Source organism: Mucilaginibacter gotjawali, assembly GCF_002355435.1.
Classification (GTDB): Bacteria; Bacteroidota; Bacteroidia; order Sphingobacteriales; family Sphingobacteriaceae; genus Mucilaginibacter; species Mucilaginibacter gotjawali.
Genome location: NZ_AP017313.1, coordinates 2,264,483 through 2,278,734, shown reverse-complemented (window position 1 = coordinate 2,278,734; position 14,252 = coordinate 2,264,483). Strand labels below are relative to the sequence as shown.

General features: G+C 43.8%; 16 protein-coding genes. 8 read left to right on the top strand and 8 right to left on the bottom strand.

Features of this window, described 5'->3' with window-relative positions; genetic code table 11:
• Positions 1-74 precede the first annotated feature (74 nt).
• On the top strand, positions 75-530 hold the full coding sequence (locus tag MgSA37_RS10450; RefSeq protein WP_096351753.1) for an NUDIX domain-containing protein: 456 nt from the start codon (positions 75-77) through the stop codon (positions 528-530).
• Between the two features lie 18 nt (positions 531-548).
• Here MgSA37_RS10450 and accC read toward each other — a convergent pair whose 3' ends face one another.
• From accC to MgSA37_RS10430, 3 genes are all read right to left on the bottom strand, one after another.
• Entirely contained in the window at positions 549-2,030 is a 1,482-nt protein-coding gene (accC, locus tag MgSA37_RS10445; RefSeq protein WP_096351752.1) for an acetyl-CoA carboxylase biotin carboxylase subunit, read from the bottom strand.
• Positions 2,031-2,441: 411 nt separating this feature from the next.
• Entirely contained in the window at positions 2,442-2,963 is a 522-nt protein-coding gene (locus tag MgSA37_RS10435; protein ID WP_197706117.1) for a GNAT family N-acetyltransferase, read from the bottom strand.
• A gap of 59 nt (positions 2,964-3,022) precedes the next feature.
• Entirely contained in the window at positions 3,023-3,496 is a 474-nt protein-coding gene (locus MgSA37_RS10430; RefSeq protein WP_096351747.1) for a c-type cytochrome, read from the bottom strand.
• A 176-nt stretch (positions 3,497-3,672) separates the two neighbouring features.
• On the opposite strand from MgSA37_RS10430, the gene MgSA37_RS10425 reads away from it, so the two are divergent.
• Positions 3,673-4,035: a BlaI/MecI/CopY family transcriptional regulator gene (locus MgSA37_RS10425; RefSeq protein ID WP_096351746.1), complete on the top strand. Its 363-nt coding sequence runs from the start codon at positions 3,673-3,675 to the stop codon at positions 4,033-4,035.
• 4 nt (positions 4,036-4,039) lie between these two features.
• Positions 4,040-5,941, top strand: coding sequence for a M56 family metallopeptidase (locus MgSA37_RS10420; RefSeq protein WP_157750524.1), 1,902 nt, complete (start codon positions 4,040-4,042; stop codon positions 5,939-5,941).
• A 70-nt stretch (positions 5,942-6,011) separates the two neighbouring features.
• Here MgSA37_RS10420 and MgSA37_RS10415 read toward each other — a convergent pair whose 3' ends face one another.
• Complete coding sequence (locus MgSA37_RS10415) at positions 6,012-7,097, bottom strand: DNA topoisomerase IB (RefSeq protein ID WP_096351743.1); 1,086 nt, start codon at positions 7,095-7,097, stop codon at positions 6,012-6,014.
• 114 nt (positions 7,098-7,211) lie between these two features.
• On the opposite strand from MgSA37_RS10415, the gene MgSA37_RS10410 reads away from it, so the two are divergent.
• On the top strand, positions 7,212-7,649 hold the full coding sequence (locus tag MgSA37_RS10410) for a GNAT family N-acetyltransferase (protein ID WP_096351741.1): 438 nt from the start codon (positions 7,212-7,214) through the stop codon (positions 7,647-7,649).
• Positions 7,650-7,892: 243 nt separating this feature from the next.
• Entirely contained in the window at positions 7,893-8,918 is a 1,026-nt protein-coding gene (locus MgSA37_RS10405) for an aldo/keto reductase (protein ID WP_096351740.1), read from the top strand.
• 67 nt (positions 8,919-8,985) lie between these two features.
• Here MgSA37_RS10405 and MgSA37_RS10400 read toward each other — a convergent pair whose 3' ends face one another.
• The 3 genes from MgSA37_RS10400 to MgSA37_RS10390 form a co-directional block, all read right to left on the bottom strand.
• Complete coding sequence (locus MgSA37_RS10400; RefSeq protein WP_096351738.1) at positions 8,986-9,339, bottom strand: type II toxin-antitoxin system RelE/ParE family toxin; 354 nt, start codon at positions 9,337-9,339, stop codon at positions 8,986-8,988.
• On the bottom strand, positions 9,332-9,556 hold the full coding sequence (locus MgSA37_RS10395; protein WP_096351736.1) for a hypothetical protein: 225 nt from the start codon (positions 9,554-9,556) through the stop codon (positions 9,332-9,334). The genes MgSA37_RS10400 and MgSA37_RS10395 overlap by 8 nt, the downstream gene beginning before the upstream one ends.
• A 203-nt stretch (positions 9,557-9,759) precedes the next feature.
• Positions 9,760-10,779 carry a threonine aldolase family protein gene (locus tag MgSA37_RS10390; RefSeq protein WP_232010834.1) on the bottom strand — a complete coding sequence of 340 codons (1,020 nt, stop codon included), beginning with the start codon at positions 10,777-10,779 and terminating at the stop codon, positions 9,760-9,762.
• 41 nt (positions 10,780-10,820) lie between these two features.
• Here MgSA37_RS10390 and MgSA37_RS28195 point away from each other — a divergent pair, with 41 nt between their 5' ends.
• Positions 10,821-11,531: a hypothetical protein gene (locus MgSA37_RS28195; protein WP_157750523.1), complete on the top strand. Its 711-nt coding sequence runs from the start codon at positions 10,821-10,823 to the stop codon at positions 11,529-11,531.
• 304 nt (positions 11,532-11,835) lie between these two features.
• Here the strand turns inward: MgSA37_RS28195 and MgSA37_RS10370 are convergent, their stop codons facing one another.
• Complete coding sequence (locus tag MgSA37_RS10370; RefSeq protein ID WP_096351730.1) at positions 11,836-13,050, bottom strand: BaiN/RdsA family NAD(P)/FAD-dependent oxidoreductase; 1,215 nt, start codon at positions 13,048-13,050, stop codon at positions 11,836-11,838.
• Between MgSA37_RS10370 and MgSA37_RS10365 the strand changes: the two genes are divergently transcribed.
• Positions 13,049-13,666 (top strand): NADH-quinone oxidoreductase subunit A, encoded by a 618-nt coding sequence (locus tag MgSA37_RS10365; RefSeq protein ID WP_096351728.1) that lies wholly within the window; start codon positions 13,049-13,051, stop codon positions 13,664-13,666. The genes MgSA37_RS10370 and MgSA37_RS10365 overlap by 2 nt on opposite strands.
• Positions 13,659-14,177, top strand: a complete 519-nt coding sequence (locus MgSA37_RS10360) for an NADH-quinone oxidoreductase subunit B (RefSeq protein ID WP_096351726.1) — start codon at positions 13,659-13,661, stop codon at positions 14,175-14,177. The genes MgSA37_RS10365 and MgSA37_RS10360 overlap by 8 nt, the downstream gene beginning before the upstream one ends.
• Positions 14,178-14,252: the final 75 nt, after the last annotated feature.

The following is a 14,252-nucleotide window of genomic DNA, read 5'->3' as shown; positions in this document are numbered from 1 at the left end:
TGTTATTCTTCCTTAACAAAGTAAAATTAGCGATAATAGTTTTGCAATTTGTAAACTTGCCTTAAATCTCCTTTATGGCTAAAAAAAGTGCGGGTATATTATTGTACCGTAAAATCAACAGGCAATTTGAATTTTTTTTGGTTCATCCCGGCGGGCCCTATTTTAAAAATAAGGACTTAGGTGTTTGGTCGATCCCGAAAGGAGAATACCCGGAAGATGAAGAACCCCTGGCAGCCGCCAAAAGAGAGTTTTTCGAAGAAACGGGCCAGCACGTTGATGGTGATTTTATTCTCTTAGCTCCTGTTACGCTAAAAAGCGGAAAGATCGTTCACGCATGGGCCCTGGAAGGGGACATTGACCCTGCAAAGATAACCAGTAACCTTTTTGAAATGGAATGGCCGCCGAAATCAGGCAAAATGAAATCGTTCCCCGAAATTGACCGCGCGGACTGGTTTGATGCGGATGAAGCGAAAATCAAAATCAATGGCGGGCAGGCAAGTTTGATCGATTATTTTTTAGCAAAACAATAATAACGAAGTAAAATAGCGTTAAAACTCCTTTCGGTTTTTCAACCAGTTACCCGCAACGGCCTCCGCAACATCAATCGTTTGTACTTTCTTTTCGCTTAGTAGCCGCTCCATCACCAGGGCAGCTATCATCGCTTCGTCATCTGTACTGTTTTGCAATGATCCGGGTGTAAAATATTTCTTTACAAAATGCGTATCAAAGTTTCCGGAAGTAAACGCCGGATGCTGCATCACAAACTTCCCGAAGCCGAGCGTAGTGGTAATACCGGTTATATTATACTCATCAATGGCGCGCAGCATGCGTTCAATGGCCTCGTCCCTGTCCTTGCCATAAGTGATCAGTTTGGCGATCATGGGGTCGTAATAAATTGGGATCTCCATCCCCTGCTCAAAGCCATCATCCACCCTAACGCCCGGCCCTTTTGGAGTAACATAGGTTTGCAGCGTGCCAATGTCAGGTAAAAAGTTATTGTCCGGATCTTCTGCATAAACCCGCAGTTCAATGGCATGTCCATTTATTTCCAGGTCCTCCTGTTTAAAGCTGATGGCTTCTCCCCTTGCGATGCGAATCTGTTCTTTCACCAGGTCGATCCCGGTAATCAGTTCTGTTACCGGGTGCTCTACCTGCAGGCGGGTGTTCATTTCTAAAAAGTAAAAGTTGAGTTGCTCATCCATAATAAACTCAACAGTGCCGGCGCCGGTGTAATTAACTGAGCGGGCCACATCCACCGCACATTTGCCCATTTGCCGCCTGATCTCCGGCGTTAATACCGATGACGGCGCCTCTTCAATTACCTTCTGGTGGCGGCGTTGTACAGAGCAATCCCGTTCAAAAAGATGAAGGATATTGCCATGGGTATCACCAAGCACCTGGATCTCGATGTGACGGGGCGATGAAACATACCGTTCAATAAAAACTGAACCATCCCCAAAGGCAGAGGTTGCTTCAGATACCGCCAGGGCCATTTGTTCTTCAAAATCAGCTGCAGCATCCACTATCCGCATGCCTTTGCCGCCGCCGCCTGCAGCCGCTTTTATCAGGATCGGGAAACCCACTTCAACGGCTCTGCGTTTGGCTTCTTCAATATCTGTAATCGCTTCTTCGGTACCGGGCACCATCGGGATATCATATTTCAATGCTGCCGCCTTTGCTGAAAGCTTGTTCCCCATAATTTCCATCGCCTCGGGCGATGGGCCTATCAATATCAACCCGGCTTCCCTAACCATTCGTGCAAAAGCTGCATTCTCGCTCAAAAAACCATAGCCGGGATGTATTGCCCGGGCCCCTGTTTGTTTACACGCGGCAATGATCTTTTCTCCAGCAAGGTATGATTTTGCCGAAGGCGATTCGCCGATATGAACCGCCTCATCTGCATAACGAACATGAAGCGCATCGCGATCAGCATCTGAATAAACCGCAACAGTTTTTATACCCATTTCGCGTGCGGAACGCATTACCCTTAACGCTATTTCGCCGCGGTTGGCAACAAGAATTTTTTGCATAGAAACAAATGTAATGGATTAGCCGGTAAGTTAAAGCGCTAAACCCGCAATAGAAAACAAAGATATTGCCGTAAGAACAGGCGGTTTCTTTATACTTAGTATTAACAACTGGTTATCAGTTAATTGTCAACCCTATTTAATTCCGGCATAAAACTTTCTCATAAAAATTAAAATAAGCGCAACTATATGCACATTGTTGTCGTAAAACACCCAAAAAAGCAAACCGCATGGATACTTTAATTTTATTTGCTAAAATTCTTTTCGCTCTGGCCGTATTTCTATTTATCGGAGTTTTATTCTTTAGCTATATTAAATATTTAAAAAGGACCTATTTCCCCAATTGGAAATTCCCTGACTATATCAGCGTTGGATATGCGGAGTATTTGTATAACAAATACCTTAAAAAGACCATCAAAAAATAGGCCCCGGATTATTATCAATTAATAACTCAAAAAACTTAAGGTCGAGCCAACGGCCGAATTTGTAGCCAACTTCTTTAAAATTTGCCACCTCCTTAAAACCCAGGGACTGGTGAAGCTGAATACTGATCCAGTTATCTGCGCTGATACCCGCAATAACGGCATGGATATTCATTGCTTTTGCCCGGTCAATTAAAGCGAGCGACAATATTTTGCTGATCCCCTTTCCCCTGAATGACCGGTCCACATAAACAGATACCTCAACGGTGTACCGGTAACAGGGCCAGGCCCTGAAATGCCCAAAACTGCTAAAACCAGCTATTTTCCCGGCAACTTCAGCCACGTACACCGGGAAATTATTATTCACCCGCTCGTGGTACCATTCTTTACGCATTTGCAGTGAGTGAGGTTTTTCACTGTAAACGGCGGTGGTATTTATAATAACATCATTGTATATGGCCAGTATGGCCTCCAGATCTTCCTCGCGGGCATCCAGCAATATTACTTTTTCCATTGTCATCGTCTTACAAAGTGAAACACCCTGCAGTGGCTTGCTGCAGGGTGTTTGTTATTTTATTGATGATTTTCGGGGCCGCCGGGACCAGGGCCACCAGGACCAGGGCCTCTTCTGCCTTCGGGGACTTTTATTTCGGGGTGAGATTCGCCACGGTGACAGGTATAGCAATTGACACCTGTATGCGCCATCATTCCAAGGGAATCTTTTTTTGCTTCAAAAAATTTCTGGTTAATTTTGTTCATCATTTTGAACATGTGGCGTGCCATTTCCTTTTCGGGTTTGGCATCGCTGGCAAAATCCAGGCCTTTACCTTCAGCATTCGGCGCATGGCAAAAATCGCATCGTACACCCAGGGATGTTGCCCATTCGCGCATAATCATATGCAGCTGCTTGTCTGTAAGGTTTTTGGGTAATACTTTTACATTCATAAACCCTCCTTTCTCCTGTTGAGGCGCCATAGAGGTTAGTGCTACAACAGATATTACAGATGTAATAGCCAGCGTAGCCAAAATTTTCCGGTTGATTAACATAGCGTTGTGATTTTAGTCAACTAAATTAATTTATTCAGGTGAATGTTCCAAACCTGTGTATAAGTAATGTATGTATTTGTATATGATGCAATTTGATGTAACAATTATTATACATTATTAAAATAAATTTGGATTATTACGAAATATTCGTAGATTTACGAAACAATCGTAAATAAATGGAAAAACTATCAATTCAAGAAGAAGAAGCCATGCAGGCGGTATGGCAAACGGGTACCGGTTTTATTAAAGATTTCCTCGACCAGCTTAGCGAACCCAGGCCGCCCTATACCACCCTGGCATCGACTATAAAGAACCTTGAAAAAAAAGGATTTTTAACTGCCGAAAAAATGGGGAACTCATTCAGGTATGCACCTGCCATTAACGAGCAGGAATACAAAAAGAAATTTATGAGCGGTTTTGTGAATGATTATTTTCAAAATTCCTATAAAGACCTGGTAACATTTTTTGCCAAAGAGAAAAAGATCAGCGCCGGCGACCTGAAAGAGATTATTAACCTGATTGAAAACCATAAACCCTAAAGCCATGCCCGGATTATTTGTTTTTTTACTAAAAGTGAACATAGCGCTGCTGGTTTTTTGTGCAGGCTATTATTTGGTGCTGCGGCAACTCACTTTCTATACGCTCAATCGCATATACCTGGTAACAGCGATATTATTTGCATCAGTTTACCCTAAAATAAATCTATCTGGTTTTTTTGAACTACACCGCAATATCGCCAACCCTGTTCAAGCCATCGTTTATAACCTGCAGGCACCCGCAAAACATTTGATAAAGCCTCTTGACAAACACGATTACTGGCAATGGGCCGGCATCGTTTTCTGGTTGGGCGCAACAGTACTGGCCATCAGGCTGTTTATCCAGTTTATATCATTGTTCAGGATTTACCGCAAATCAAAAGCCGGCCAAATCAATGGGCACGAGGTTAGGATCATCAGTGGAAACTCGGGCCCTTTTTCATTCTGGAAAAACATCTATATCAATCCCGAAATGCATAGCACAACCGACTTGCCTTCCATCCTGCTGCATGAACAGGTTCATGTTAGCGAATTACATACCCTGGATATCCTACTGGGCGAATTGAGCGCTATTTTCTATTGGTTTAACCCCGGAATCTGGCTGATTAAAAAGGCGATACGGGAAAACATTGAGTTTATTACCGACAGAAAAATACTAACTAAAGGCGTCGACACAAAACAATACCAGTATAGCCTGGTGAATGTAAGTTTCTCGGCGGCGCCACAGGGAATTGTTAATCACTTTAATATTTCAACCATTAAAAAGAGAATTATCATGATGAACGCAAAAAGATCTTCGAAAATTAACCTGACACGTTATGCAATTTTAGTGCCTGTAGTTGTTGCTTTACTACTCGTTTTTGGTATATCAAGGGCTGCTCTGATCAAAAAGAGCGGTAATGCTGGTAAAGTAGTGGCCGCTGAAATAAAGTCAGCTATCGGCGCCGGTAATGTCACAAAAATGACGGTAAATACGTCAATGGCAGCCAATGAAAATACGGCTAATAAAATCATTTCAATAACGAAAAAAGATTTGGACACTGTACGAAACGGCGGCTTCTTTCTCAGTACCAGCCAGTCTACTGATTCATTGAAATACATAATAAATGGTGTAAAGTCCACAAAGGCTGATTTTAAGGCGCTTGATCCCGATCATATTATCAGTGTAGATCTTGTGTCCGCGGAGCAAGCCAACGCCCTGTTAAATGAAAACAGCAATAAACACAGTGTATTGTTTGTAACCACTGATGATTCGGATTCCGGAAAAAAGCTAAAAGAAAGGATTGACAAATTAAATCACATGGCAAAACTCGTGGTGGCTGGCAATGGCTCAGTGGCTGTTACCAACTCTTCATCGGATAACAATAGCAGCGGCGCCAACTTAAGCACAGGATCTTCCAATACATCCGGATCAGATGTTGTTATTGTGGAATCGGCTCCTAAAGTTTACAAATTCAGGCCAAGGAAATCGCGTACGCTAATGTTAAAAAGCGATACCCTTGCATCCGTTACCAGGGAACCGGTGGTTATTGCAGACGCATATGCAGAGCCGGATACCATCAGGGTAATGAATTTAAAAGTTGACAAAGGGGCTTATACAATATCACCTAAATTAAAACTTGATGCAAAGCCCCGGATGGCTTATAGTTTTAAAGGAACTGGCAGAACCTTTAGCAATTTTTCGGGAAAAACACTTACGTTAAATTCAAACGGTAATAACGAAACGAATATTGAACACCTTTCGGCTAAAATGATTATGATTGACGGAAAGGAAGCTACTGAAAAAGATCTGAAAAAACTCTCGGCTGCCCGGATCGAAAGCATGAGTGTAAAATCAGGCGATGAAGTAACCAAAAAATATGGAGATAAGGCAAAGAACGGTGTGGTATTTATTACCACAAAAAAATAGCTAACCAGGCAGATAGCGTTGGATTGAACGATATCGTAAATAATCAGATCAATCCAACGCTATCAGCTTATTAACCCGCAATGGCCAGCTTTTCATGTTCAAGGATTTCCAGCAGCGCTTTTTCGGCGGTGTTCAGTTCAGCAGAATTGATGTCGTTGTGTTCGTCGAGGCCGGCAATGTATTTAAAAATGGTTCTTTCTTCGTAGCTTTTGATCACCGTAGGATGCACATAATATTTTTTACAAACCGTGCGGGTATTTCCCAAATTGATGGCTACTTCATCCAATACGTTTACAATTTTTTTACGGCACTCTGTAACAGTTTCAAATTCGCCGGCCTGTTTAAAGGCATACAAAGCGCTTACGCTGCCCGCCCAGGTGCGAAAATCCTTCGCGGTAAAATCTTCACCCGTTATTCCCTTCAGGTAATTATTAACATCGGCCGAATCAACCGGGCATTTTGTCCCGTCTTCTCTAAAATACTGGAACAATTCCCTGCCGGGGATATCCCGGCATTGCTTCACCAGCCTGGCCAGCTTACGGCTATGCAAAGCAATTTTATGGTAAACGCCTTTTTTTCCTTTAAACTCAAAACCGATTGTTGAGCCCTCAATTTTTACGTGCCTGTTCATCAGCGTTGTTAAGCCAAAGGAGCCATAGAGTTTTTTGTAAGCTTCATTTCCGACCCGGATACTCGTCAGCTCCATCAGCCTTACTACCAGCGCTACAATTTTATCATGATCGGGATTTTTTCGGTTTAAATCTTTATCAACCTGCTTACGAATAGCAGGCAAATGGGCGGCAAAAGTTTGCAAACGGTGGTATTTGGACTGGTTACGGATCTTATTCCATTCAGGATGATAGCGGTATTGTTTACGCCCTGCGGCGTCTGTTCCTGTAAACTGCAAATGACTATTTTCGTACGGGGAGATCCAAACGTTGGTGTAAGCCGGCGGTATAACCAATCTGTTAAACCTGTGTATCAATTCTTTCTCCTTAATTAATTTTGCTTCTTTATCATAATAACTCCAGCCCTTACCTTTTTTCTTACGGGAGTAGCCGGGTGTTGAATCTGAAACATAGCGCAGCCCCACTGCTTTGGCCGTTACCCTGGGGTCCCGCCCAATTTTCTCAAGTTTTTTGGTTAGTTGGTCCATCTTCAGGTAACAACAAAAACAGGCATACCGGGTTTGAAATATTTAGCCACAAATTACTACCCCTGCACGTCATGAATCCTATATATTTGTTAATTCACTAAAAAACAAGCATCTATGGAACTCATCCCGGTTAAAGAACATATTGAAGATAACAAAGAATTTACAGATGATCCGGATTGCATTGAAAGTGTAACCATGTCAGTTAATTTTTATAAAAGGATTGGCTTTAACCCGCCCTGGATCTGTTATTACGCCCAACTGGAAAACCAGTTGGTTGGTTGTGCAGGGTACAAAGGCAAACCGGTTAATGGTAAGATCGAGATTGCCTACGGTGTATTTCCGCAGTATTGGCAAAAAGGTATTGGCACCCAAATAGCAAAACAATTGATTGATGTTGCTTTGGAAACAGATCCTTCATTAATCATAACTGCCAGAACCTTACCCGAAGAAAACTTTTCCGCACGCATCCTCCGTAAAAACAACTTCAAACTTTTAGGCCCGTTGATTGACCCTGAAGACGGCGAAGTTTGGGAATGGGAATATATGAAATAGACACCAATAGCGTTCTGCACTAATTTTCACGAATGAGGTCGAATGTTCACGAATAAGACTACTACGAGTTATCGGGAATAAGAAAGAAGGAACCAAGACCGATATAAATAGCCAAATTGATAGGATTCGTGAACATTCGAACCCATTCGTGACTATTCGCGCCAACTATTTTTTACCCTCAACTGACCATTCTTTCCCACTAAAAACCTCAACTTTACTTTCATAACAAAACTCATCCAACTTATGAAATACAATTTTTTAGGAAACACTGGCCTGGTGGTATCCGAACTATGTTTTGGCACCATGACCTTCGGCGGTAAAGGTTATTGGGAGGCCATTGGTAAAGTGCAGCAAAGCGATGTCAACGACCTGATGAAAGTTGTGGTCGACTCGGGCATTAACTTTATTGACACCGCTAATGTATACTCTTATGGCGAATCGGAAAAACTACTCGGCCAATCGATAAAACACCTCGGCACTAATCGCCACGACCTTGTTATCGCCACCAAAGTACGTGGTCGCATGAGCGAAGGGCTCAACAATGTTGGGCTTTCCCGTTATCATATTTTCCAATCAGTGGATGAAAGCCTTCAGCGCCTGCAAATGGACCATGTTGATGTACTGTATGTACATGGTGTTGATCCAAAAACACCCGTTGAAGAAATCATGCGTGCGCTCAACGACATTGTTTTAACAGGAAAAGTGCGTTATGTAGCTGTTTGCAACTGGCCCGCCTGGATGGTAATGAAAGCCCAGGGCATTGCCGAAAAAAACGGCTGGAACAAATTTGTGGGTATGCAATATTTTTACTCGCTGGCCGGCCGCGATATTGAGAGGGAAATATTGCCGCTCGCTGCCGATCAGAACCTGGCGGTAATGCCCTGGAGCCCGCTGGCTGGCGGTTTTCTTGGCGGTAAATACTCACGCGACGCCGACACGGCTACAGGTTCGCGCCGTGCTACTTTCGATTTCCCACCCATTAATAAAGAAAAAACCTATGATATTATTGACGTGATCACAGAGATTGGCAAACAGCACAACGCTTCTGTGGCTGAAATTGCCCTGGCCTGGGTGCGCCAGCAAAAAGGGATAACAAGTACTATTATTGGCGCCAAAACAGCGGACCAATTAAATGCTAATATCAAATCAACAGAAGTTGAACTTTCCGCAGATGATCTGCAAAAGATAGATGAGGTTAGCGCCTTACCACGCGAATACCCCGGCTGGATGGTGGAAAGGCAGTCCGCTGATAGAGCGCTGAAGTCCTGAGTCGAAAGTCTTAAGTTCTAAGTCGGGAGTCTGCGACTTTTGACTTAGGGCTTGATTTTAATTAATTCTATTGTTTAAAGTATTCTTTCGATATTTCTCTTAGTTGCTTAACCGCATCAATTTTTTTAATTGTTGACGCTTCAGATTTATCGAAGATGTTTAACAAAAGCATTTCTATGCCTTCATCTGTTTTATTTAGGTGATAATATAATACCCTGAATCCGCCACTTTTGCCCTTTCCCTTACGCTCATCAGAGACCCTGACTTTATAAATTCCATGGCCATAAGATTCTCCCAAATAGGGATTTTCTATCAGGTCACTTTCAAGATTTAAAATACTTTGTTTAAGGATTCGATATTTTTTCAGAAGAGGTTTTAAATCCCGTTTAAATTCAGGCGTAGGTTTTACGGTATTACTCATCCCAAAGATCGTTCATTGATAAAGGTTTAAGTTCGCCTTTCTTAATCAACGAGGCTTCTTTTAAACTTCTTTTTAATGCTTTAAATTCACCATCAGTAAAACCATCATCCTCGCTATCAATATCAATCCGGCTACCCTTCACATTTTTCACTATATCCTTTATAGTTGTAATGATGCCGGTTTCATTTTCTGGTAATTGAATAGTTATAGTGGTCATTTTTCTTTCACTTAATGCGCAACACAAAGATAAATATAAAATAATTCACATTTTTCAGTTCAAACAGCATACTCAAACGGCAAAACCCGGCTTTAAACCTCCTGCTGTATAACTTAGTTTATTTTTGTCGAAACGTTAGTTGCAGCTTCTTTCGGACTTCCGGACCCTGCCGGCAGGCAGGTTTACTGACTTTCGGACTTATCTCAAACTTCAAATGTTTTAAGGGTGCTCACAACATACTCCACCTGGTCGGGATGCACATCCAAATGCAAAACAAACCTGATCCGGTTTGGACCCGTTGACAGCGCCTTAATCCCGTGTGCCGCCAATTTATCCAAAACTATGGCAGCAGGTTCAACCGTATCAAATAGCACGATATTAGTTTCTGCAGGTAATACATTGGCCACCCAGCCACAATTAGCAAGCTCTTCTGCCAGTATTTGGGCATGGCTGTGATCGATTTTTAATCGCTCTACGTGGTGATCGAGCGCGTAGATGCCGGCTGCCGCTAAAAAGCCTGCCTGCCGCATTCCTCCGCCAAAAACTTTGCGAACCCTTCGGGCATATTTGATGGTTTCTTTACTCGCCAGGAATACCGACCCCACCGGCGCTCCAAGTCCTTTGGATAAACAAACCGAAATCCCGTCGAAATATTTGCCGTAACCTTCGGCCTTATCCCCGGTTTTAGCCAATGCGTTAAATATGCGGGCGCCATCAAGGTGCAACTTCAGCCCCTTTGCCTTGCATAGGTCTGCTATTGGTTTGATGTCATTTAATGTATAACAGCTACCGCCTCCCCTGTTCACCGTATTCTCCAGTACCACCAAACTGGTACGCGGATAATGGTCATTAATGGCGTTGATCTCCGGCTCAATCATTTCTGCCGTAATAATCCCCCTGTATCCATTTAAAAGCCGGGTTGAAACCGAAGAATTAAAAGCGATACCGCCGCCCTCATAACGGTAAACATGCGCCGTTTGATCGGCGATCAGTTCATCCAGCGGCTGGGTAAAACATTTGATGCCGATCTGGTTTGTCATAGTGCCTGAAGGGCAGAAGATCCCGGCTTCCATACCAAATAGATCAGCAGTTTTTTGTTCCAGTGCATTAATAGTCTCATCCTCCCCAAAAACATCATCCCCAACTTTCGCGTTCATCATAGCGTCCATCATTCCCGGGGTAGGTTTGGTAACTGTATCACTGCGTAAATCAACATTCATCATATTAAACAGGCTAAAAATGCGTTATTTTTGTTTCAATTATTATGCGCTCAATTTTAATCATTTTATTTTTTATACTGACCATTGTATCAGCAAAATCATACGGCCAAAAATGGCAGCCGGGCCGCTTTACAGACGTTAAAGGCAATATTGAAACCGGTTTGATACGTTTTGGTTCAGGCAAGGCCCCCATCAGGGGCGAAGCTTTTATTGAATTTAAAGAAGACAAAAAAGCCGAACCGTTTAAACTTAGCGCCAGTGATTTAAAATCGTTTGTTATTGCCCGTGATAGTTTTGTAGTGGCCCACGCACCAGGTATTGAAACCTGGGCTCATAATGATTTTGACTTTGTGCGGGTTGTATTGGATGAAGATATTAAACTGTATGCAGCAGGTGGTGTAAAAACCGGGGGTGGCAGTGGCTTAAGCGTGGAACCTGGTATCGGGGCTGGCGTGGGTACCGGAGGCGTGGGTGCCGGTGTTGGAGGCGGAGTATCTATCCCAATAGGGGGCGGCGGGGGCGGCACCTACCAAAAACTGGTTTATTATTACGGCAATAATACCGCGAATATGAAGCGCCTGAATGATAAAAACTTTGAGGATATTATGTGCGACATAATGGGCGACTACCCCGACGTCGTTGATAAAATACGCGCCAAAGTTTATATACTCGAAAACGTTGACAGGCTGATAGCGTATTTTAAACAAGTAAAAGGAGCGGAAAGCTCAAAGCCAAAAGCGGAAAGCCCAAAATAACCTGGTGTGATGTCCATCTAAAATTGACGGTCAGGCTTTATCAAAACAGCTTAAAATTACAGGGAGGGGTTATGTAAAATAGTGTAAACCCCATTTTTTTGCAAAAGCACATAACTAACTTATTATCATATATTTATAAAATGTAAATTTTAAAATGTGTAAACCCGGTGTAAACCATTTTTGTGCTTTTTTGCGTTCAGTAAACTTGTAGATTGACGATTAATAAATTTATGGTTGACACAACGCCAGACCTTAAAGCAAAAGGGCGAAATCTGTTGAAAAGATCAATGAAAAAGATTTCAGCTTAAATCCCCTGCGCTATTACGAAGCCGCTGGCCCAGGCCCATTGAAAATTGTAGCCACCCAGCCAGCCGGTAACATCAACGCATTCGCCGCCGAAATACAAGCCAGGTACCTTTTTAGCTTCCAGGGTTTTTGACGAAAGCTCATCCGTGGATACGCCGCCGCGCATTACTTCGGCTTTGTCATAGCCCTTATCGCCTGCCGGTTTTACTTTGAACCCGTGGATCAGGCTGGTGATATGTTCGATATCTGCTTTTGTAAGCGAAGCCAGGTTCTTTTCAACGGGCAGCCTGTCGCTTAAAGCCTCTGCAAATTTGCGGGTATACAAACCTGCAAGGTAAGCCAGTAACATTTTTTTACCGTTGGCCTCCCGCTCCTGCTGAATCAGTTCAGCAATGTTTTGATAGGGCAGCAGGTCGATGTAAATATATTCGCCGGGGCGCCAGTACGAGGAGATCTGCAGGATAGCCGGGCCGCTCAGCCCCCAGTGGGTAAACAGGATATTTTCTTCAAAGCTGGCCCTGTCATTCCAAACCCTGCAAAAGATGCTGTTGCCCGATAGCTGTTCAAACCAGGGCTGGTCCTTCCCGGTTATGGTTAGGGGCACCAGTGCCGGCGCAGTATCATTTATTTTCAGTTCAAATTTACGTGCAGTCCGTAAGCCAAAGTCAGTGGCACCCATTTTTGGGATGGGTAGCCCACCTGAGGCGATCACAACTTTCGAAGCCGATATTTCTTCAGGAATACCGTCAATTTCGACAGACACAATGAAACTATCCTCCACCTTTTCTATATTCTTCACATCGGCATTGCAAATAATTTCCTGGCCCAGGTCGCGGCACAAATCAGTAAATACCTTTACCACATCCCTGGCCTTGTCACTCTCCGGAAACAGCTGCCCCAGTGTTTTCTCTTTGCCCACAATACCATAAGTTTCAAAAAAACTGATGGTGTCCTCCACCGTCCATTGGGAAAGGGTTGATTTACAAAAATGTTCGTTCTGCGATATAAACTGCTGGGGCGAGGCATACAGGTTGGTATAATTGCAACGCCCTCCCCCGCTGATCAGGATCTTGGCGCCGGGTTTATCGTTTTTTTCCAATATAAGTGTACGCTTGCCTGAAAAGCCTGCCTGTACGGCGCACATTAAACCACAGGCGCCGGCGCCAATAATTATTGCATCAAAATGGGTTTGTTTGTTTATTTTTGCTGTCATGGCAGGTGTTCCGCAAATATCAGAATTTGGCAAGATACTTATCTTTCTTATTACAGGAATAATTATGGTGGGTTTTACCTTTTTTATTACCCGCCTCATCGCCCCCAATAAACCCAACGCCGAAAAACTTACTTCATACGAATGCGGCGAAGAACCTACCGGCAATGCATGGCTGCCTTTTAACACCCGTTTTTACGTCATCGCACTGGTTTTTTTGTTGTTTGATGTAGAAATGGTCTTCATTTTTCCCTGGGCAATAGTATTTGGAAGTCATGCCATGAACGAGATGGACCCGCGCTGGAGTGTTTTGTCATTAATTGAAATGTTCGTATTCCTGGGCATCCTCATCCTGGGCCTGGCCTACGTTTGGGCCAAGGGCGATCTGAACTGGATAAAGCCCGATCCGATCAGGCCTGTCTCCGGAACAAATATCCCAACCTCGCTTTACGATAAGCTGAACGAAGAACAAAGCGCCTACCAAGTAAAAGCGTTTACTGTTGACCTGTCATCAACCCAGCAAGAACAAGCCGCTGCTACTGCTACTGCTACTGCTGCCCCGCCCCCGATAAGGAAACCCATGTTTAAACCAACTTTTAAAAAACCCGGCAATGAGTAACGATTTAACCAGCGAAAGCGGCGGTGTGGTGGTCACCAAAATAGATGACCTGCTCAACTGGGCCAGGTTGTCATCCCTGTGGCCGCTAAGTTTTGGTATTGCCTGCTGCGCTATTGAGCTGATGGGCGGCTTCGCCAGCACTTACGATCTCGACCGTTTTGGTGTTTTCCCGCGGCCATCAGCCCGGCAGGCGGACGTGATCATTATTGCAGGTACGGTTACTTTTAAAATGGCCGAACGCATCAAGCGACTATATGAGCAAATGCCCGAACCCAAATACGTGATCTCCATGGGCTCCTGCTCTAACTGCGGCGGGCCTTACTGGCAACATGGTTACCACGTGGTTAAGGGCGTAGACCGGGTGATCCCTGTTGATGTGTATGTGCAGGGTTGCCCGCCCCGTCCTGAATCCCTTATCGGCGCTATTTTGGAACTCCAGAAGAAGATCGAAGGTGAAAGCCTGCTGGGCGCCCGGAATTCAGCAAAATCCGAAGGTCCGGAGGCTGTTTAACCAGCGCAATTATCGGCATCGGTGATTATTAATATAAAAACCATATCTTTAATAGCCTTAAAAACAACAGCAGTT